The organism is Leptobacterium flavescens, from assembly GCF_010671605.1.
In the GTDB taxonomy this organism is placed as follows: domain Bacteria; phylum Bacteroidota; class Bacteroidia; order Flavobacteriales; family Flavobacteriaceae; genus Leptobacterium; species Leptobacterium flavescens.
This window is the reverse complement of sequence record NZ_JAABOO010000003.1, coordinates 157,566-177,046: the sequence shown is the minus strand read 5'-3', so window position 1 is coordinate 177,046 and position 19,481 is coordinate 157,566. Positions and strand designations below refer to the sequence as shown.

14 protein-coding genes are annotated in these 19,481 nt (G+C 43.1%); 5 read left to right on the top strand and 9 right to left on the bottom strand.

The features are described from left to right. Positions 1-27 precede the first annotated feature (27 nt). Positions 28-3,300 carry a VPS10 domain-containing protein gene (locus GWK08_RS13010; RefSeq protein WP_163607660.1) on the top strand — a complete coding sequence of 1,091 codons (3,273 nt, stop codon included), beginning with the start codon at positions 28-30 and terminating at the stop codon, positions 3,298-3,300. 151 nt (positions 3,301-3,451) lie between these two features. Here the strand turns inward: GWK08_RS13010 and GWK08_RS13005 are convergent, their stop codons facing one another. The 7 genes from GWK08_RS13005 to GWK08_RS12975 form a co-directional block, all read right to left on the bottom strand. Further along, entirely contained in the window at positions 3,452-4,273 is an 822-nt protein-coding gene (locus GWK08_RS13005) for a hypothetical protein (RefSeq protein ID WP_163607659.1), read from the bottom strand. 358 nt (positions 4,274-4,631) lie between these two features. Continuing rightward, entirely contained in the window at positions 4,632-6,314 is a 1,683-nt protein-coding gene (locus GWK08_RS13000) for a serine hydrolase domain-containing protein (protein WP_163607658.1), read from the bottom strand. A gap of 86 nt (positions 6,315-6,400) precedes the next feature. Further along, entirely contained in the window at positions 6,401-7,141 is a 741-nt protein-coding gene (locus tag GWK08_RS12995; RefSeq protein WP_163607657.1) for a DUF4097 family beta strand repeat-containing protein, read from the bottom strand. 18 nt (positions 7,142-7,159) lie between these two features. Continuing rightward, the gene (locus GWK08_RS19405; protein ID WP_163607656.1) at positions 7,160-7,951 is read right to left on the bottom strand and encodes a zf-HC2 domain-containing protein; all 792 of its coding nucleotides are present in this window, start codon (positions 7,949-7,951) and stop codon (positions 7,160-7,162) included. After that, the gene (locus GWK08_RS12985; protein WP_163607655.1) at positions 7,948-8,487 is read right to left on the bottom strand and encodes an RNA polymerase sigma factor; all 540 of its coding nucleotides are present in this window, start codon (positions 8,485-8,487) and stop codon (positions 7,948-7,950) included. Before GWK08_RS12985 ends, GWK08_RS19405 begins: the two co-directional genes overlap by 4 nt. Positions 8,488-8,979: 492 nt before the next feature. Further along, positions 8,980-9,189: a hypothetical protein gene (locus GWK08_RS12980; RefSeq protein WP_163607654.1), complete on the bottom strand. Its 210-nt coding sequence runs from the start codon at positions 9,187-9,189 to the stop codon at positions 8,980-8,982. Between the two features lie 193 nt (positions 9,190-9,382). Next, a complete protein-coding gene (locus tag GWK08_RS12975) occupies positions 9,383-10,705 on the bottom strand; it encodes a hypothetical protein (RefSeq protein ID WP_204336067.1) in 1,323 nt (440 codons plus the stop codon). Between the two features lie 200 nt (positions 10,706-10,905). Between GWK08_RS12975 and GWK08_RS12970 the strand changes: the two genes are divergently transcribed. Next, complete coding sequence (locus GWK08_RS12970) at positions 10,906-11,415, top strand: hypothetical protein (protein ID WP_163607653.1); 510 nt, start codon at positions 10,906-10,908, stop codon at positions 11,413-11,415. Between the two features lie 693 nt (positions 11,416-12,108). Here GWK08_RS12970 and GWK08_RS19400 read toward each other — a convergent pair. After that, positions 12,109-13,485, bottom strand: coding sequence for a sensor histidine kinase (locus GWK08_RS19400; RefSeq protein WP_163607652.1), 1,377 nt, complete (start codon positions 13,483-13,485; stop codon positions 12,109-12,111). 3 nt (positions 13,486-13,488) lie between these two features. Beyond that, complete coding sequence (locus GWK08_RS12960) at positions 13,489-14,865, bottom strand: sigma-54-dependent transcriptional regulator (protein WP_163607651.1); 1,377 nt, start codon at positions 14,863-14,865, stop codon at positions 13,489-13,491. A 193-nt stretch (positions 14,866-15,058) separates the two neighbouring features. On the opposite strand from GWK08_RS12960, the gene GWK08_RS12955 reads away from it, so the two are divergent. The 3 genes from GWK08_RS12955 to GWK08_RS12945 are packed head-to-tail and all read left to right on the top strand — an operon-like array spanning position 15,059 to position 19,460. Next, the gene (locus GWK08_RS12955) at positions 15,059-16,306 is read left to right on the top strand and encodes an efflux RND transporter periplasmic adaptor subunit (RefSeq protein ID WP_163607650.1); all 1,248 of its coding nucleotides are present in this window, start codon (positions 15,059-15,061) and stop codon (positions 16,304-16,306) included. An 18-nt stretch (positions 16,307-16,324) separates the two neighbouring features. After that, positions 16,325-17,032, top strand: coding sequence for an ABC transporter ATP-binding protein (locus tag GWK08_RS12950; RefSeq protein WP_163607649.1), 708 nt, complete (start codon positions 16,325-16,327; stop codon positions 17,030-17,032). Between the two features lie 16 nt (positions 17,033-17,048). After that, positions 17,049-19,460, top strand: coding sequence for an ABC transporter permease (locus GWK08_RS12945; protein ID WP_163607648.1), 2,412 nt, complete (start codon positions 17,049-17,051; stop codon positions 19,458-19,460). Positions 19,461-19,481: the final 21 nt, after the last annotated feature.

The window sequence follows — 19,481 nt, the reverse complement described above, 5'->3', positions numbered from 1 at the left end:
ATTCAAAATAACCAACACAAAAACAAAATGAGAAAATTTATTTCACGTCTTCTTGTCATAGGTATCCTGCTTATGTACAGCAGCGAGTCCTATGCTCAGCGTTCCCGTAAAAAGCCGGCAGACGCTGAGAAAAGTGTTCTGAGCGAAACTACTTTTTCGGGATTAAAACTAAGAAATATAGGCCCCGCTTTTATGTCGGGGAGGATTGCAGATATTGCCATTCATCCCGAAAACGAAAGTATCTGGTATGTAGCCGTAGGTTCGGGAGGAGTATGGAAAACTGTCAACTCAGGAACCACCTGGACGCCCATCTTCGATAGTCAAAAAGTGTATTCGATAGGTAGCGTTACCATCGATCCTAATAATTACAATACCATCTGGGTCGGAACCGGAGAAAATGTCGGAGGTCGTCATATTGGTTTCGGTGACGGGGTTTATCGCAGTGATGACGGAGGAAAGACCTGGAAGAATATGGGACTTAAGAGATCCGAACATATTTCCAAGATCATTGTACATCCGGAGAATTCCGATATTATCTGGGTAGCTGCCCAGGGACCTCTGTGGAACAAGGGCGGAGATCGCGGACTCTACAAATCGGAAGACGGTGGAAAGACATGGAAAAAAACCTTAGGCGATGATGAGTGGGTAGGAGTAACCGACATTCTTATCGACCCCAGAAACCCGGACAGGCTGTACGCAGCCACCTGGCAAAGACATCGTACAGTTGCCGCCTATATGGGTGGAGGCCCGGGATCGGGAATTCACAGAAGTGACGACGGAGGAAACAGCTGGGAGAAACTAAGCAATGGTTTACCGAAATCGCAAATGGGAAAAATAGGCCTGGCCATCTCTCCTCAGAAACCGGATATCGTATATGCAGCTATTGAGCTGGACAGAAGAACCGGAGGAGTTTATCGCTCTGCGGATGGAGGGACCACCTGGGAAAAAAGATCAGACGCCGTTTCAGGAGCAACCGGACCTCATTATTATCAGGAGCTTTATGCTTCCCCTCATCAGTTTGAGCGTCTATACCTTGTAGATGTGCGTATGCAGATCTCCGATGACGGTGGGAAGACTTTCCGCAGAATGAAAGAAGAAAGCAAACATTCCGATAATCATGCTATCGCCTTTAAAAAGAACGATCCCAACTATCTTCTTGTAGGTACGGACGGAGGATTATACGAAAGTTTCGACCTTACTGAAAACTGGCGTTTTATAGACAACCTGCCGTTAACCCAGTTCTATAAAATGGCAGTAGACGACAGTGCTCCTTTTTACAATATTTACGGAGGTACCCAGGATAACAGTACCCAGGGAGGTCCTTCGAGAACCGATAATGTGCACGGGATACAGAACTCCGACTGGAAGATCGTACTTAACTGGGACGGGCATCAGCCGGCAACAGAACCGGGGAACCCCGATATTATGTATGCAGAGCGTCAGGAAGGAAATATTTCACGTATCGACCTCAGCACGGGAGAAGTGATAGATATCCAACCTCAGCCCGAAGCCAATGAGAATTTTGAGCGCTTTAACTGGGATGCTCCTATTCTTGTAAGTCCACATGACCCCAAACGTATCTATTTCGCCTCTCAAAGAGTGTGGAGATCGGATAATCGAGGGGATTCATGGAAAGCTATTTCCGGCGACCTGACCAAAAATCAGGAGCGTATTGAGCTTCCGATCATGGGACGGACACAAAGCTGGGATGCTCCGTGGGATTTCCTTGCCATGTCTAATTACAACACCATTACTTCCCTGGCAGAATCGCCTAAACAGGAAGGATTGATCTATGTCGGAACCGATGACGGGACCATTCAGGTTACCGAAGACGGCGGTGCTAACTGGCGCAAGGTAGATGTAGGGAATCTTCCGGGAGTACCGGCTACAGCATTTGTAAACGATATTCGTGCAGACCTGCACGATGCCAATACGGTATATGTAGCCCTGGACAATCATAAATACGGCGATTTTAAACCATATATCCTTAAAAGTACAGATCGTGGCCGCAGTTGGCAGTCCATCCGTGGTAATCTTCCGCAAACCACCCTGGTATGGAGATTAGTACAGGATCATGTAAAACCAGGCCTGCTGTTCCTGGCTACCGAATTCGGGATCTACTTTACGATTGACGGAGGAGGTAAATGGATAAAACTCAAAGGTGGAGTTCCTACCATTTCCTTTAGAGATATCCAGATCCAGAGAAGAGAGAACGATCTTATCGGGGCGTCCTTCGGAAGAGGCTTTTTTGTACTCGACGATTACAGCGCTCTGAGAGAAGTTACGGAAGCAGAGCTGAACAAAGAAGCCAGCCTGTTCTCTACCCGTGATGCCTGGTGGTATATCCAAAGACCCGATATTAGTTTTGATGAAATAAAAGGCGATCAGGGAGCTTCTCATTTTGTGGCTCCGAATCCGGACTTTGGTGCGGTATTTACCTATCATTTAAAAGACGGTCTGAAAACCAAAAAAGAAATACGACAGGAAAAAGAAAAGAAACTCAAAAATGCCAATATTCCTTTCCCCGGATGGGATGAAGTGGAGGCAGAACGCAGCCAGGGTAAACCGGAGATCATCCTTACGATAACCGATGCCGGCGGAAAAGTGGTAAGAAGGATCAGCGGACCTGTAAAAGCCGGGTTTCATCGTGTGGCCTGGGATCTCAGATACCCTGCTCCCGATGCAATTGCAGCCGGTAACCTTGCTAATGATGCTCGCGGATTTATGGTAGCGCCCGGGAAATACAGCGTAAGTCTTTCTAAAAAAGTAGACGGGCAGGTAAGTCAGCTGGCAGGGCCTGTTTCCTTTAATGTGGTGCCTCTCAGAAAAGGTGCTTTGGATGGAGCAAGTCCTCAGGAAGCTGCTAATTTCTGGAGAAGCTATGAGGAAGCGACCGCTAAAAGTTCTGCATTAAATGTTCGCCTGAACAGAGCTACGCAAAATGTGGCTGCCATGCAAAAGGCACTGGAAAGAGCTCAGACAAATCCCGGTGGTCTTGATAAGCAGTTATACGACCTTAATAAGAGCCTGCAGGATATCAGCAGGGAGCTTTACGGCAACACTTCCAAGCAGCAGGTAGGAGAAAAGACCCGACCTACGGTTGGCGACAGGATGTTCGCGATCTTCAGGGGAGTAGAACGATCTACTTACGGGCCTACAGCTACGCATAAACGCAGCCTGGAGATCATTAATAACCAGTTAAACAATTTGTCAACTAAACTCGATGCTGCTAAAAACAGTATGAGGCAGGTAGCAACCGCCTTAAAAAATGCCGGTGCACCTTATGTGGAAGTTGAATAATTAAACGATACTGTCATTCCCATGCAAATGGGAATCCACTACCTATAAATATAAAACCACCGTTCTGTTTAAAGAATGGTGGTTTTTTGTGTGGTTATCTTCCTTGTACTCATCCCGATAGTTATCGGGACTGATATCTCACTACTCACATCTAATTATTGATCGTAAAGTATCCGCTGCTTAACATGGTATCTCCGTCCCAAACTTCTACCCTGTAGTTGCCCAAAGGCCAGTTTCCGGTGCTGGTCCATCCCCAGCCTCTCCATACATTTGCAGACTTCCAGGTTTTAGGGATTACACGGTTAATTTTAGGAGAACCGAAAAGAGAGCCATCAGGTTTGTAATAACGAAGGGTAATATCGGTTTTCCAGTCCTTGACATTGTAATAGGCATTCGGAAAATTCACTTCCGTATAAATAGATCTGGAAGTGCTTTTTGAAAATGCGGTTGCATAATTCTTTGTTTCCGGGACTTTTTCTCCACCTTCAAAAAAACGAACCCGGTTCACCTTACTTATGTATCCGCTTTCACTGGTATTATCTATATAGAACATACCCTGGGCAATTTGCCTGCCTTCTACCATGGCCTTCACCGTATACCTTCCGGCCTGCCATCTGTTGGTCGTGGCATAACCCCAGCCTGTCCACAGGTCAACGCGCTTCCAGTCTTTAGGGATCTTATATGTTTTTTCCGGAGATCCGAATAAACTCCCGTCCTCCTTGTAATAATTAAAACGCACTTTTACTTCCTGATCCCGGATATTGTAAAGCATATTCTCTACCTTTAAAAAACTATAGACATACCTTGCGTCTTTCTTTTTAAACTTGGTTCGCAGCTCACTTTGCTTGGCCTTGGTCAGATCATCTCCACGTTCATAGAACGCCAGATATACTCCTTCCACATTCTGAGAATAATTAAAATTCAGGCAAAAAAGGAGTAACAACAGGAAAATTGGTTTGCCGGTTTTAAGCATGATTGAAAAATATTGGATTAGCTCCTATAATTTAGGTCATTTTTAAGATTTATCCAATTATCTTCCTTGTTGTGAGGATTTTAGCAGATAAAGTGTTTGTTATGCTGGTTAGCTGTCAGTTGTTGGTTGCCAGTTGTTAGTTGTTGGAATTGATAATTTGGAGATGAGTTGATTTGAAAATTGAACATTGAGAATCTAACATTCAACAATCGTAAATCTAAAATCGTAAATCGTACTTCTCGACGAGCCTGTATCGAGCGCAGTCGAGATGCTCGAACCTACCTGCCGGCAGACAGAGTGACGCTCTTCTCTATACTCACTACTCAATACTTTGTACTTAATACTGGCGATTAGCCATCTACATCTTCTTAAACCAAAGCCCTCTTACCCTGAAGTTATAGACTTTAAATCCTGTAACTCTATTTGCTTTATCTCTTACAAATTCGATTTGCCGGTATTTATTGTGATCGCTTATAAAAAGGTCTTTTTTAATGGGTTTTAGTTCAATATCACTTAACCGAATGTGCTTAATAATAAGTTTCCCATTTTCCACAACAAGAGAGTACGATGTTTCCAGTTCTTCACTGTAAAAAGTACCGGTATATTCTTTAGGGTTTACAGGAGCATAGGCGTAGAAATTAATGGGCTCCCTATCGTTAACCAGGACCTGCATACGGGCTTCTCCATTATCATTCTCATTAAATACAACGCTTACATTCTCGGAATCGCCAATCATTTTAAATTCGTTTTCACTTATGGGAGCCAGAGGCGTATCATTTTCTCCCGGTCTGGAATAGATAAGACTATCATTTTTAAATAAGATCTCACGCCTGTACCAGTCTTCAGGGTTCCAGTAGTTTCCGGTAAATTTTTCCAGCTGCTGCCTGTTGAGTTTAGTAAAGATCCTGCGCTTGTGCTTAAAGGCTTTTCGTCGGGCATTTTCTTCTTTCGGATAAACATCCTTTAAATAAACATCGGCGATTTCCAAAGCTTTGCCGGTCGCATTAAAGGAAGAGACATTCCCGAAAACAGCTACTGACAAATGATGATCGGGGAAGCGGATAAAATAAGCTTTGTATCCTGCATCCGAACCTGAATGTGCTATTACCTTCACCCCTCTGTAAGTACCGACAAACTGCCCCAGGGCAAAGCCTGTTTCTCCTCCGCTATTGAGTCGGGTGCGCTCATTCATTTGTGTAATTATGGCTTCATTCCCTACCCTTGGATTCTCAAAATTCAGTGCCCATTGGGCAAAGTCCTCAGCTGTAGTAAAAAGGCTGGTTGCCCCTACATTGGCATAGCTCAGCACACTTTTCTTAAAATAATCTCCTTTCTCGTGATAAGAATAAGCCCTGTTCTTAACGATCTTTTCGTGGTCGTCATAAAAAAGGGTGTTTTTCATTCCCAGGGGTTTAAAAATACGTTCCTCTGTAAATTGGGCAAAAGACTTCCCGGAGACACGGGCAACCACTTCTGCCAACAGGGTAAAGCCTGTATTGGAATAAAGATTCCTGTCTCCCGGATTAAAATTCAGTTCCTTTTGCCTGCTTACTACCTTTAGTATATGCTCTCTGGTAATTACATCATCGAGTCGCCATCCCGCCAACATAAGAAGATCCCATTGATCTCTAAGACCACTGCTGTGATTGGCCAGATGTCTTAAAGTGATCTTCTTTCCATATTCCGGGAGTTCCGGGAAATACTTCCTCACCTCATCATCTAAAGATAATTTTCCTTCTTCAGCTAATAACAAGATCGAAAAAACGGTGAATTGCTTGGATATGGAAGCTACGTGAAATACGGTATTAGGGCGGATGGGAATATCGTATTCCAGCTGGGCACTTCCAAAGGCTCCTGTATAAACCGTCTCGTTGTCTTTTACCACCACAACCGAAGCTCCGGGGCTATCAGGTTTGTCCCATTTGGCAAAAAGCTGATCAATTTGTGCTTCTGTATTCTTTCCATCCTGAGCAGGAAGTTCCTGAAAACCCAGGATCACCCCGGTTAAGAACAGGCTTAATTTTAGCAGATACTTTTTCATTTTTACTTGGTTTTAATGTTTGTTTTCGGGCAATAGAATACCCGGGGAAGTTTATTTCCCTTTTAAAAATTCATATTTACAATTGCTTATTTTTTTCTCAGATAGATATTCCCGGAAGAGGCCAGTAAATTAATATGTACTCCGCCATTATTTATTTCTGCGCTTAAAGTTTGCCTTCGCGATATAGTTTCGGAAGAAAATTTGAGGTTAAAATCGGTATAAATATCTCCTGCATTTGCCCTGAGTTTTAATCTGGCCGGAGTATGCGAAGGGAGACTTACATCTATATTCCCTGCGGATGAGATAATAGAAATGGGAGAAGCCTGATTTAACTCATCGAATATCACCCTTATATCTCCCGAATTGCTATTTGCAACGATCGGACCGGTGACATCTTCAATTTCTATGGTTCCCTGATTTGTTCTGGCTTCAATCTCTCCGTTAAAACCCTCGATCTGTACATCACAATTATCCTGACCCCGTATGGAGATATCCATAGTTTCGGGGAGGTAAATAAGCAGGTCGGGACCCCGCATATCCCTTAAATTTAATATGCTGAGTACATTTCCTTCTCTTTCTATCCTTAATCCCAGATCTGTATTGTCTTCGATCCCCGAGAACACCGATTTCAATCCTTTTGTGTTTCCCGGTTTTTTAAGTGATCCCTCCGGGATAAGAAGTTCATTTCCCAAATGTGCCTTTATAATAACCTTCGGTGCAGAGTTTATCTTTACCTTCTTGATCCCTTCCAGAGATTCTCTGTAATTGCCCTGTCCGAAAGCGACGATTACCGTTAAAAAACATCCTATGATCGCTATTTTTTTCATCCTTCTTTTTTAATATTCTCAAATCAACATCTCCAGGCTGATATTCAGTTGTTCTTTTACATAACTGGCGGTGCTTTCCTTCTGTAAAAGGGCTTTCATAACAGGAACGGCCCTTTTTTCCTTTATCTCTACCAGCATATGTATAAGCTCTATCTGCATGCTTGGATCCTGTTCTTTTTCCAGGGCTTCTATAAGTGTTTTTCTCACCTCCTGCGAATCTGAGAACCGCATTAAAGCTTCCGCTGCTGCCAGGCGAACATTAACGTGTTCATCATTAAACATCTTTCCTGTAAGGGCTTGCAGGATCTCATCTCCGGGCTCCTGAAATTCCCCTGCATAACTGACCGCCTGTAATCGTTTACTTGCCGATCCATTTTCTATCATCGAAATGGTCATCTCGGTTTTCAATTCTGTTTTTTCCTTCTCCAGATCGGCTACTTCCTGGGTATGCTCTTCCTGATCCTGATATTTCCCAAAAAAATAGCTCATCAATATAAGAGCAATACTTGCAGCCAGCTGCAAAAACGGTCTTCGGGAATTTCTTTCCTTGCTGTAAAAAGAAGGAAATTCCTGGTTTGGTACCAGCTCTTTTTCTCTTTCCAGCATCTTTTCAAAATCGGCTCTCAGTTGCGGATCCGAAACTTCCTGATACGCATTATCTATGGCGCAGAAGATAGTTTTAAACTCTTCCAGTGCCTCCCGGCAACCCGTGCATTGTTCCAGATGATCTTCAGTTTCCTTAAAAGATCTGTCATCCAGATTCCGGTCTATAAAATCTATAAGCCTGCTTTCTATTTCTTTACATTTCACAGTTCTATATTTTGGAAATAATACGTTCTTAATTTATGCATTGCCCTATGGATCCTGGTTTTTACAGCAGCTATACTTAAGCCGGTTATCTCTGCTATTTCCTGATATCTCATTTTCTGGAACCGACTCATCAGGATCAGTTCTCTCTCCTGTTTATTCAACATATTCAAAGCCCTGTTCAGCTGCTCTGTATTTTCTTTTTGCTCTATCGTATTGCTGTCGGGTTTTCCGGCCCTGAACTCAACTTCATCCCAGGAATAATCCTTGTTTTTAAGGTTCTGAAAATGATCGTTACACAAATTCCTCGCGATCGTATAGATCCAGGATGAGAAACGGGTCTTTCCGTACGATCCCCGGTATTTGATCAGCTTGTAAAATACCTCCTGAGTAATATCCCGGCTCACTTCCCTGTTTTTGGTCATCCCCAATAAATAATTGTAGATCCTTACATGATAGCGATCAAATAAATGCCTTGCCATATCAATATTTCCATTGGCTACCAGGATCATTAATTCCTCATCGGTCAGACTTTCCAAGATTCTACACTTTCAGTTGATTTCTACTTCTAATACCGGACTTTTCGGAAAAGGTTACAAGGGAGATAAAAAAATCCCCTCTTTAAAAGGATGGGGATTCGTTTAGGATGTTACAGTTGGTTGTTAGTTGGTGGTTGTTACACCTACGCTGTCGCTTTGGTGCACGAAGGTGGTTTTTAGTTGTTAGCAGTTAGCATTTAGCTATTGGCAATTGAAATCTGATCATTGATTATTGGTTATTGATCATTGGTGCTTTGTCACCTCGAGGATTTTGTTCTCCCCTTGAGGGGAGAAAACAAGAGGGGTGTGGAGAACCACCTCGTCTTCCGTTACAGATTCCTGAAACGGAATCCACTCCTCCTTTCAAAGGAGGAGAATTTTATTAATACCACACTTAAAGACGGAAGGAATACTTCTCGACGAGCCTGTATCGAGCGCCCGCGTGCCGCAAAAGCTTTAGCGGAGGCGCAAGTCGAGATGCTCGAAGTGACTTCATTCTCCCTGCGGAGGGAAGCCTAAAAAACTAAGTTGGTTTTCTACTTTGGAAAGATCATTAGCACGCTTAAAGTTAAAAATGACGGAAGCATCTTCCAGGCTGATATAGATATTGGAAATATTCTCGATCTCCGATAGTCCCTTGCGGATCTCCACAGCAGAACAATCGGAATAAAGGTTCTGCACCGGAATATTAGCTCTTCCCATGATCGTAAGAATTAAGATGTTTGTAAATAAGGAAAACAGGGAAAAGTGCTATGCTCTGAAAAAAGAATCGTTACGGTACTAATTTTGTAGCAACACTAACCATCTAAAATGCTATAACCGGTTCAATTCTAATGAACAAATCAATGAAAAAAATCTCTTTCTTCAACAGAACATAGCGACTTCCCTGTAAAATCTATAAAGCTTTTAAGTATTCTACCAGATCCTGCTGTTCGCTGGCAGAAAGGTTCAGATCGAAATGATCGTTATAATGAGCCACCACTTCTTCGAGGGTTCCAAAACGTCCGTCGTGAAAATATCCTCCTTTCGCCTTTACAAAAAGTGCGCGTAGCGGAGGCGTTCTGTATTTTCCTGTAGGCGATCTGTCGGCTTCAAAGCTATCGATACCGATCTCTTCAGGATCGTGTAATATATTGTCGGCAAAGACAGGGGCCGGGTGGCAGGTAGCACATTGCGCCTGGCCTTCAAACAGGGCTTTTCCTCTTATGGCATCAGATTCATCAAAACTACCCGGATCCGGAGTAGGCGGTAAAAGGGATAACTGATATTCCAGTAAAGCTTCCAGTTTAGGGCCTACCAGGTCTTCATCGACCATAACATCGAAAGATCCTCTGGCCACTGCAATGGGGAATTGATCTGCATTATTAAGTCTTGGATCAGAGAAATTTCCCTGTCCTCCCATTTCAAGCACGGCTACAAGCCGGTTCCAATAGGTAATATCTCCCCATCCTGTAGCTGTGGCATGATCTACTGCTTGCAGGCCAAAAGCGGGAGGGATCACAAGAGTTGCCGGTGTACCGTCGGGTTTGGTGGCTTTTCCGTCCAGCAAAAGAGCGGCAGAAAAGTGTCCGGGGCCCCAGGCATTCAGCACGCTGTTAAGAGTGGCTACATCAACCCCCAGAATATCGGCAATGGGATCGTTCTTGGTAATTCCGATAATCGCGCCTACATTCAGATCACGGTTAGGCCATCCGTCCAGTCTGCTTCCTATTCCGGGAGCAAAAGAATCATCAACGGTAGAATGGCAAAGTGCACAGGTAATTCCCATGGAAACCAGATTGTCATCCTGATCAAAATTTCCTTTTACCCCAACTACGGCATTCAGTTGTAAAAGTGCCAGGGTGGTAGCGGGATCGTCCAGGTCTACCTGTCCGGCGTTTATAGCGTCGACTATACTCTGTGGTAAAGCTTCAGCATCTACCTTGAGTCCGACTGCCAGGGCCGTATTAGGGCTAAGCCCCGGGCCGAAGCCTCCGTTTGCATCGCCAAGTACGGCTTTATCAAGCTCCAGTACTCCACTCCAGAAGGCTTCGTCTCCAAAGGTGTCGAAACGAAAGGTTTCTTTCCCTTGTTCCACGAGGGCCGGATTGAGGTTCAGTTCGACCGGCGGAGGAATTATTAGCGTGACCTCCGGACCGTCATCATCATTTTTGCACTGAATAAAGATCGCAATGGCTGCGATCATCAGTAGTGTAAATGTTAATTTTTTCGATTTCATTTGTTTAAAGTTCTTGCAGTTGAATTTTTGAGCTTTCCGAAACAGCTGTTTTATCTCTTTCTTTCGGATATGGTTTAGATAAGGGAGTTTAAAAAAGGTTACAAAATTTTGTGTTTTTTTAAAGGCTATCGTAATTTTCACCTGTCAGGATGAACTTCCCCTTTCGTCTGAAGAAATAGTCAACAACTTAAATTAACAATATGCAAGCATCAAAATTCAGTCAGCTATGTGCGGCTTACAGCAATGCTCAAACCAATTTTGAAAACTTCAGGTTAGATTGTCACTCCATTGCCTCTTTACTGGTTGATGAACTCAAAGCATACATGGGAGTTCCCGAAAAACAGTTCAGCCTTTACAGGGTAAATCAGAATAATGAATTCCAGGTAGTTCCTCCTTCGCTGGTAAACGCGCTGGTACTAAGTCCGGATTCCTACTGGCATTTCGGAGTAGGTTTAACGGTTTGCAAATCGCCGGAAAGCCTTCAGGAAGAGCTTATCCTTATTCACCTTATGGTCAGAAAGGAAATTGATAATCAGTTTTTTGTCAAATACGCCAATCACGAAGAAGAGTTTGAAGTTTTTAAGGGACAAGCCGAAAGTTTTCATCCCTTCCTGGACTTTTTACACGAAACCATTATCGAATCCTATAACGACCGTCTGCAGCAGTTCCTCGGTGAGAAGACAGAACGCAAGCTGGGGTATGTGAGATAATTGGATCTGAGATGTGAGATTTGAGTATTGAGAGAGAGGAAGTGTTTAGCTTTTGGCATTCAGTATTCCGAGGGGTCAAATTCCAAAATCTCAAATTCCAAATTCCAAAAGTGAGAAATGTTGAGTTTTAAATTTTAAATGTGGATTTGTGGCTTAGAGGTAGCTGGTTAGTTGTTAGCATTCAGTGTTTAGCCATTAGTAAGTAGGCAAAAGCCAGTGGTTTCTAAAACAATCATTTCATATTCTCAAATCATACTTCTCGACGAGCCTGTATCGAGCGCCCGCGTGCCGCAAAAGCTTTAGCGGAGGCGCAAGTCGAGATGCTCGAACCTACCTGCCGGCAGGCAGGGTGACATTTTTCTCATCCCGATAGCTATCGGGACTCAATACTTTGTACTTAATACTGGAGTTTAGCCAAGAGTCCATGGTTTTCTACAAAGAACAACTTCAGCATTCAGTATTCCGAGGGGTCAAACTCCAAAATCTCAAATTCCAAATTCCAAAAGTGAGAAATGTTGAGTTTTAAATTTTAAATGTGAAATTGTTGCTTAGAGGTAGCTGTTAGTGCTTAGCATTTAGCATTCAAAATTCATCATTCTATATTCGTTATTCAATCGTAAATCCAAAATCGTAATTCGTAATTAGCTAAGTACTCATATCTCATCCCGATAGCTATCGGGACTCAATACTATTCTAAGAAACAAATACCAGTGAGAAGGTGGTGGCTACAAAAGGTTCGGAACTAACGCGTATTCCTCCGCCATGCTTTTTCATTATGTTCTTGGAAAGGCTTAAACCGATCCCCGAACCGTTTTTCCGGGTGGTGTAAAAGGGAATAAATATCTGGTTCATAATAGAAGGATCAATCCCTTTTCCGTTGTCAGTTATATGAATAAGTTTCCGGTCGTTCTTAATTTCTGCGGTTATAGTGATCTTAGGGTCAGCAACTTCTTCCAGGGCATAAACACTATTCCCTAGTATATTGAGGAACACCTGTTCTATGAGTTTTTCATCTGCATGTATCATTGCTTTGGACGGAACATTTTCTATACTCAGTTCTATCCCGTGTTCATCCAGAGAAGCCTGCATCAGGCGGCTTATATTTTCTAACAGGACAAGAATCTGTACCGGATTTACAATAGGAAGCGGAACATTGCTGATAGTCCTGTAATCCTTTACGAACACCAGGAGTCCGTCCGAACGTTTCTGGATGGTCTTGGCAGCCAGGTGAATATCTCTCACCGCTTCATCATCTATATCATTTGCATGAATGATATTGCCCTCTTTGTCCTCCGTCATTTTCTTAATGGTCGATGCCAGGGAGCTTACGGGAGTAAAAGAATTGAGCATCTCGTGGGCCAGGATCCTGATCACATTATGCCAGGCCTCAATTTCTTTTTGTTCGATCTCCGAACGTATATCCTGAAAAGTGATCAATAGGTAAGACACTCCAAGGAGGCTAAAATCGATCACTTCCAGCGAGAGTTGCTTCTCTTCGGTATCGCTTTCCATTTCAAGTAATGCCTTGCCACCTTCCGAAAGTTTCTTTACTTCGGTCTCCAGCCATGGAACCTGCTTGGACAGCCGGTGCCAGTATTTGTGTTGCGGTTGCCCGAGGATACGGCCTGCTGCCCTGTTAAAGAAGAGTATCTCCTGACGGGCATCCTCACTAAAGAGCATTTCCTTTTTAATAGATAGTATTCCGAGGTTTACCTGCTCAAGGATCTGTTTAAAATACTCAAACTGGGCTTGCTTATCGATCTTATTCTTCTTGAAATTCCGTATAATATGATTAAAATCCTCATAAACCCTTGCAAAGGAATCGCCTTTATTGGCAGGAGCGAAATAAACCGAATAATCCTCGTTTTTCAGGGCATCCAGAAATTTTACAAGAGAGTAATTGGTCGTATTCACATATTTTATCAGTGATACGATTTGGATAAGGATCAGGGCTCCTGTGCCGGTAACTGTAAACCAGCGCTCCAGCGGGATCAGATATGCAAAGAGGATGCAACAAAGAAGGATAAGTAATACCCTCACTATAACCTGTATGGTAAATCCTTTGATCACAGTCTATAGATTGTATTTTTCCATTCGCCTGTACAATGCCGCCCTGGTAAGTCCGAGGTCTTTGGCCGCCTTGGTAATATTCCCGCCGTGTTTCTCCAGGGCTTTCTGCACCAGCAGCTTTTCCAGTTCCTGTACATTCAGATTGGTATCGATAATATTCTTACTTGCTACGGGACCGCTGCTGAGATTAAAATCTGTCTCCTTAATACTGGTTCCATCAGACATAATTACCCCTCGCTCCATCGTATGTTGCAACTCCCGTATATTTCCGGGCCATGAGTGTTTATTGAGGATACGCACCGCTTCTTCGGAGATCCGGAGTTGGGGTTTCCTGTATTTTTCCTTGAACAGGCGCAGATAATAATTGATAAATTCTATAATATCTGCAGGGCGCTCCCGAAGGGGAGGGATCTCCAGCTCAATGGTATTGATCCTGTACATCAGGTCCTGCCTGAACTTACCTTCTTCCACCCATTGATGCAGAGGTGCATTGGTTGCAAACAGGAGCCGGGCATTAAAGGAACGTTCCACCGTATCTCCGATCCGGGTTACTTTGCGGTTCTGCAGTACCGTTAGTAATTTGGTCTGAAGGCTTAAAGGAAGATTCCCGATCTCATCCAGAAAGAGGGTTCCGTTCTCTGCCAGTTCAAAACGTCCGGGTTTGTCTTCAACAGCATCTGTAAAAGCCCCCTTAACATGTCCGAACAATTCGCTTTCAAAAAGGCTTTCGGTAATGGCTCCCAGATCTACATGTACAAACGGACCGTTAGTCCGATCGGAAAGTCTGTGGATCTCCCGGGCTATATGTTGTTTTCCCGTTCCATTCTCTCCAAGGACAAGAACATTAGCTTCTGTAATACTCACCTTGCGCACCTGTTCCATTAATTTTTTCATGGCTGGAGAAACACCGATAAACGGACCCGAAGTTTCCCTGGTCTGTTCCTTAAGCGCTTTATTTGCCGAGGTAAGCTCGGTAATTTTCTGGTTGGATTTTTTTAAACGGAGAGCCGAATTGACCGTTGCGAGGAATTTTTCATTATTCCACGGTTTCAGAATAAAATCGAAAGCTCCTTTCTTGATAGCTTCTACTGCAAGTTCCACCTCACCATAGGCAGTCATAAGAATAACCACTGCATCCGGATCGATACTCAGAATGTGCTTTAGCCAATACATTCCTTCCTTGCCATCATTAATCCCGATCCGGTAATTCATATCCAGAATCACAAGATCGATCTTCTGCTGAGAGAAGATTTCATTGATCTTTCGCGGATCCTGAAGGTTGATGATCTTCGAATAATCCTGCTTAAGGAGTAATGCCGCAGAAAGCAATACATCTTCGTCATCGTCAATGATAAGAATACTAGCTTCTGTTTTTGCCATGATTGATGAATTGTCCTATAAAATTAACTATTGTGCATAAATGAACAACAAACTGTTCGATAACGAACGGTTCAATTTTTATAAAAAATATTATTTAGCTGATTATCAGTTATTTATAAAAAATCTTTTTTATGGCACAGCAATTGGAAATCTATGGCAGAATAAAATCAATCAAAACACGAACACAGTGGGAATGGACAGAAAAATAGAGAAAAAAACATGGGACGTTAAGAGGCTCATCTTTATCGGGGGAGGATTGCTCCTGCTGGTACTTCTCTTATTAGGTGCTAAGTTAGTTAACAGGAAGGTTTACAGGCTAGATGCCTCCAGAATAACCGTTAAAAAAGCTTTTACCGGTGATTTCCAGGATGCCATTTTAATAGACGGTGATGTAGAACCGGTTAACCTGGTCCTGGTCAATACCGTAGAAGGGGGTACGGTAGAAGAGATCTTTGTAGAGGACGGGGTATTTGTAGAAAAAGGAACACCTTTATTAAGGATCAGTAATCCCACCGTATTGTTAAATTACCTCAGCCAGGAAACAGCCATTGCCGAACAGATCAACAATCTGAGAAACTTAAAACTTTCCCTTGAAAAAGATCAAAGAGCGCTGGAGGAGTCTTTGATAGACAGCGAGAACAACCTTGCCAATTCCAGGAGGGCCTATAAAACGGATTCTGTGCTCTACCAGAAGAATGTGATCGCCAAAAACGACTTTGTAAATCGCGAAAAGGATTATAAATATCTTACCGAAAAACGAAATTTCCTTCAGTCTAATGTCAACAAGAGTCTTCAGGATTCAAAAACACAACTGAGTCAGATCAATCAGTCTATCTCGAGAATGAGCCGTAATCTGGAGCTTATTAATCAAAGTATTGAGAATATGCTGATCAAAGCTCCGGTATCCGGACGTTTGTCTTCCTTCGATCCGGTAATCGGAGAATCCTATAATTCTAACACAACGGTAGCAAAGATCGATGTGCTGTCCGGATTTAAAATAAGGGGAAGCATAGACGAATTTTATCTGGGAAGGGTAAAACCCAATCAGCTGGCCCGCTTTTCACTGGACGGGGGATTTGTTCCCTTAAAGGTAAAAAAGGTATTGCCGGAAGTGCAGAACGGACGTTTTGAAGTGGAACTGGTATTTGCTGATGAGACCCCGGCTTCCATTGCCATCGGGCAATCTCTTCAGGTACGCCTGGAGCTTTCGCAGACCACCAAAGCCCTGCTTATTCCGAAAGGAGCGTTTTTCCAGGCATCGGGAGGACAGTTTGTCTTTGTTTTAAACGATAAAGGCGAAGCCGTAAAACGCCAGATCAAGATCGGTAGACAAAGCCCTGTTTATTACGAAATACTGGAAGGGCTGGACGAAGGAGATCAGTTTATTTCCTCATCTTATGAAGCATATAAAGATTACGAATTAATAGAAATCAATCAATAATAAAAACGGATAAAGATTATGATCAGAGTAGAAAATCTAACCAAAGTATTCAGAACTAAAGAAGTAGAGACCACCGCTCTTAACGAAGTGAGCCTTGAGATCAAAAAAGGAGAATTCGTTTCCATCATGGGACCGTCCGGTTGCGGAAAATCAACCTTACTCAATCTTCTGGGGATGCTGGACAAACCGGAAAGCGGAAGCTACACTTTTCAGGAGACCGAAATAAGTTCAATGAACGAAAAGGAGCGTGCCGGGATACGAAAGAAGAATATCGGTTTTATCTTTCAGAATTTTAACCTGATAGATGAACTCACCGTTTTCGAGAACATCGAACTCCCTATGGTTTACAACAATATTTCTTCCTCGGAGCGCAAGAAGCGTGTAAACGAAATTGCAGAACGTATCGGGATCTCCCACCGGATGAAACACTATCCGCAGCAATTATCGGGAGGACAGCAACAAAGGGTTGCGGTTGCCCGTGCCCTGGTAAACAAACCTTCCATTATCCTGGCGGATGAGCCTACCGGAAACCTGGATAGTTCTCATGGAAATGAAGTAATGGAACTGCTTTGCGAACTCAACGAAGAAGGTACCACCATCGTAAATGTAACCCACTCTGCACATGATGCGAGTTATTCCAGCAGGATCATCAATCTCCTGGACGGACAGATCGTTTCTGAACGCAGACAGGAATCCGGAACCTTAAATAAAACAACCTCTCTTTAATATAAATTCAAACAAGATGATCAGGAATTATATAAAAGTGGCTTTCCGAAGCCTGATGAAGAACAAAGCCTATGCAATTATCAATATTCTGGGGCTTTCACTGGGGTTGATGGTAGCACTGATCGTGTATTTGTACGTAAAGCACGAAACCAGCTATGACAAACATTTTGAGGGATCGGACCGCATTTACAGAATAGGTTTGAGTGCCAGTATCTTTGGCCAGGAAATCGATAATCCGGCTTCCTGCAGCCCGATGGCACATGCTTTCAGAACAGAATTTGCCAATGTAGAAACTGCCACCCGAATAAATGATATATCCAAATCCCTTCTGATATATGACGAAACCCGGTTGTACTTTGAAGACGGAGTACAGGTAGACAGCAGTTTCTTTAAGGTATTTAATTATGATTTTGTATATGGGAATCCGGCTACCGCCACCACGGAGGACAACGCAATCGTATTAAGCGAGAACGCAGCCAAAAGCCTTTTTGGCAACGAGGATCCTATGGGAAAAATAGTTAACTGGGATGACCGGAGAGATTATATTGTTCGCGGGGTCGTAAAAGAGCCCAAAGGAAAATCGCATTTTCATTTCGATTACTTCCTGGGCTTTAATGACAATTCAAGCCAGGCATGGACCAGTAACAATTTTTACACTTACGTAAAGATCAGGGAAGGCGTAGACCGGGATGATTTTTACGATGGGATGGTAGCTAATTTTACCAAAAAAGTAGCAGCCGAAGTAGAACAGTTCTTAAAGATCACTCTGGAAGAATTTCTGGCTACGGACGGGAATTCATTTCAATATTTTATACAACCCCTGGAGAGCATCCATTTACATTCTCACTATACGGATGAGATAGAGCAAAACGGAAATATCCAGTATATCTACGTATTTGTGGCCATAGCCCTGTTGGTTATCCTGATTGCGGGTATCAACTTTATGAATCTCTCTACGGCCAGAGCCGGAAAAAGAGCCAAGGAAGTGGGGATGAGAAAGGTGTTCGGAGCTACAAAAAAGATGCTGGTCCTTCAGTTTCTGATAGAATCCGTAATACAGAGTTTTTTAGCCCTCTTTATTGCTTTTATCCTTGTTGAACTCTTTCTTCCGGGCTTTAATAATGTAATGCAGACAGAATTGAGCCTCTTTAATTCCCATTTTATAAACACCCTTCTTTTTGCGGTGCTTATCACCTTTACCTATGGGATCTTTGCAGGAAGTTATCCGGCCTTTTTCCTTTCTAATTTCCAACCCATAACCGTTTTAAAGGGCGACCTTACCAAAACCAAAGGAGGTGTGTTGCTCAGGAAGGCGCTGGTAGTAACTCAGTTCAGTGCTGCCACGGTGCTGATCATCGGAATGATCATCATTTTTATGCAGATCTCCTATATGCAGAACAAGGATCTGGGATTCCAGGGAGATCAGGTATTACTGGCCCCCATTCAAACCCTGAAAATGTCTCAGAACTTTGAGACTTATAAAAAGGAGTTTTTAAAAAACCCGGGGATTTTAAGTGTATCCGCTGCCAACGGGATCCCGGGAGAAACTCATAATAACGGAACCAAACAAATGGTCGGTAGAGAGGATTTTCTGTTTATGCACGGGATGGAAGTAGATCCAGATTATCTGGCTACACTGGATATTGAGCTTGTTAAAGGAAAAGCTTTTACCAAAAGAGCAGTTACCGATTCTACCATCCATCTCCTTTTAAATGAGACCACGGTCAAAAGCTATAACCTTAAAGATCCTATAGGAGCTAAAATCTCCATCGATCTGGGGGATCCGATTGTCTACGGTACGGTGATAGGTGTCGTAAAGGATTTCCACTATCAGGGCTTTAACCAGGAGATCAAACCTCTGATGCTGGAATACGATCCTTCAGATCAGACACGATGGACAGCCATGATGAAAATTTCACCGGAGAATATGAATGAGACCATCAGTGCTATTGAGGAACTGTGGAATAAATTTGAGCCTTCTCACCCCTTCTCCTATAGTTTCCTGGATGAAGATTTTGCCGAACTGTATCAGCAGCAAAAGAATTTTGGTTCTATCTTCCTCTTTATGACCATTCTTGCCATCATTATTTCGGCAATGGGGTTATACGGACTGGCGTCTTATACGGCTCAGCAACGTACCAAGGAAATAGGGGTAAGGAAAGTAATGGGAGCTTCGGTAAGCCAGCTGATGAAAATGCTGACCAAAGACTTTATCAAACTGGTAATGATCGCCAATATTTTTGCATGGCCGGTTTCATTCCTGCTGGTCAAGAATTGGTTATCTAATTTCTCATATCAGATAGATCTGCCCTTCTTCCCTTTTGTCTTTGCAACATTACTGGCCGTTATAATTGCCCTGAGTACTGTGAGTTATCAGGCATTTAACGCTGCCAATGCAGACCCGGTAAGGGCACTGAAATACGAATAACGCTTTCTAAACAATCACTAA

Coding starts and splice junctions, on each gene's coding strand:
- GWK08_RS13010 (WP_163607660.1), top strand. CDS start 28: ATGAGAAAATTTATTTCACGTCTTCTTGTCATAGGTATCCTGCTTATG.
- GWK08_RS13005 (WP_163607659.1), bottom strand. CDS start 4,273: ATGCTTAAAACCGGCAAACCAATTTTCCTGTTGTTACTCCTTTTTTGC.
- GWK08_RS13000 (WP_163607658.1), bottom strand. CDS start 6,314: ATGAAAAAGTATCTGCTAAAATTAAGCCTGTTCTTAACCGGGGTGATC.
- GWK08_RS12995 (WP_163607657.1), bottom strand. CDS start 7,141: ATGAAAAAAATAGCGATCATAGGATGTTTTTTAACGGTAATCGTCGCT.
- GWK08_RS12980 (WP_163607654.1), bottom strand. CDS start 9,189: ATGGGAAGAGCTAATATTCCGGTGCAGAACCTTTATTCCGATTGTTCT.
- GWK08_RS12975 (WP_204336067.1), bottom strand. CDS start 10,705: ATGAAATCGAAAAAATTAACATTTACACTACTGATGATCGCAGCCATT.
- GWK08_RS12970 (WP_163607653.1), top strand. CDS start 10,906: ATGCAAGCATCAAAATTCAGTCAGCTATGTGCGGCTTACAGCAATGCT.
- GWK08_RS12960 (WP_163607651.1), bottom strand. CDS start 14,865: ATGGCAAAAACAGAAGCTAGTATTCTTATCATTGACGATGACGAAGAT.
- GWK08_RS12955 (WP_163607650.1), top strand. CDS start 15,059: ATGGACAGAAAAATAGAGAAAAAAACATGGGACGTTAAGAGGCTCATC.
- GWK08_RS12950 (WP_163607649.1), top strand. CDS start 16,325: ATGATCAGAGTAGAAAATCTAACCAAAGTATTCAGAACTAAAGAAGTA.
- GWK08_RS12945 (WP_163607648.1), top strand. CDS start 17,049: ATGATCAGGAATTATATAAAAGTGGCTTTCCGAAGCCTGATGAAGAAC.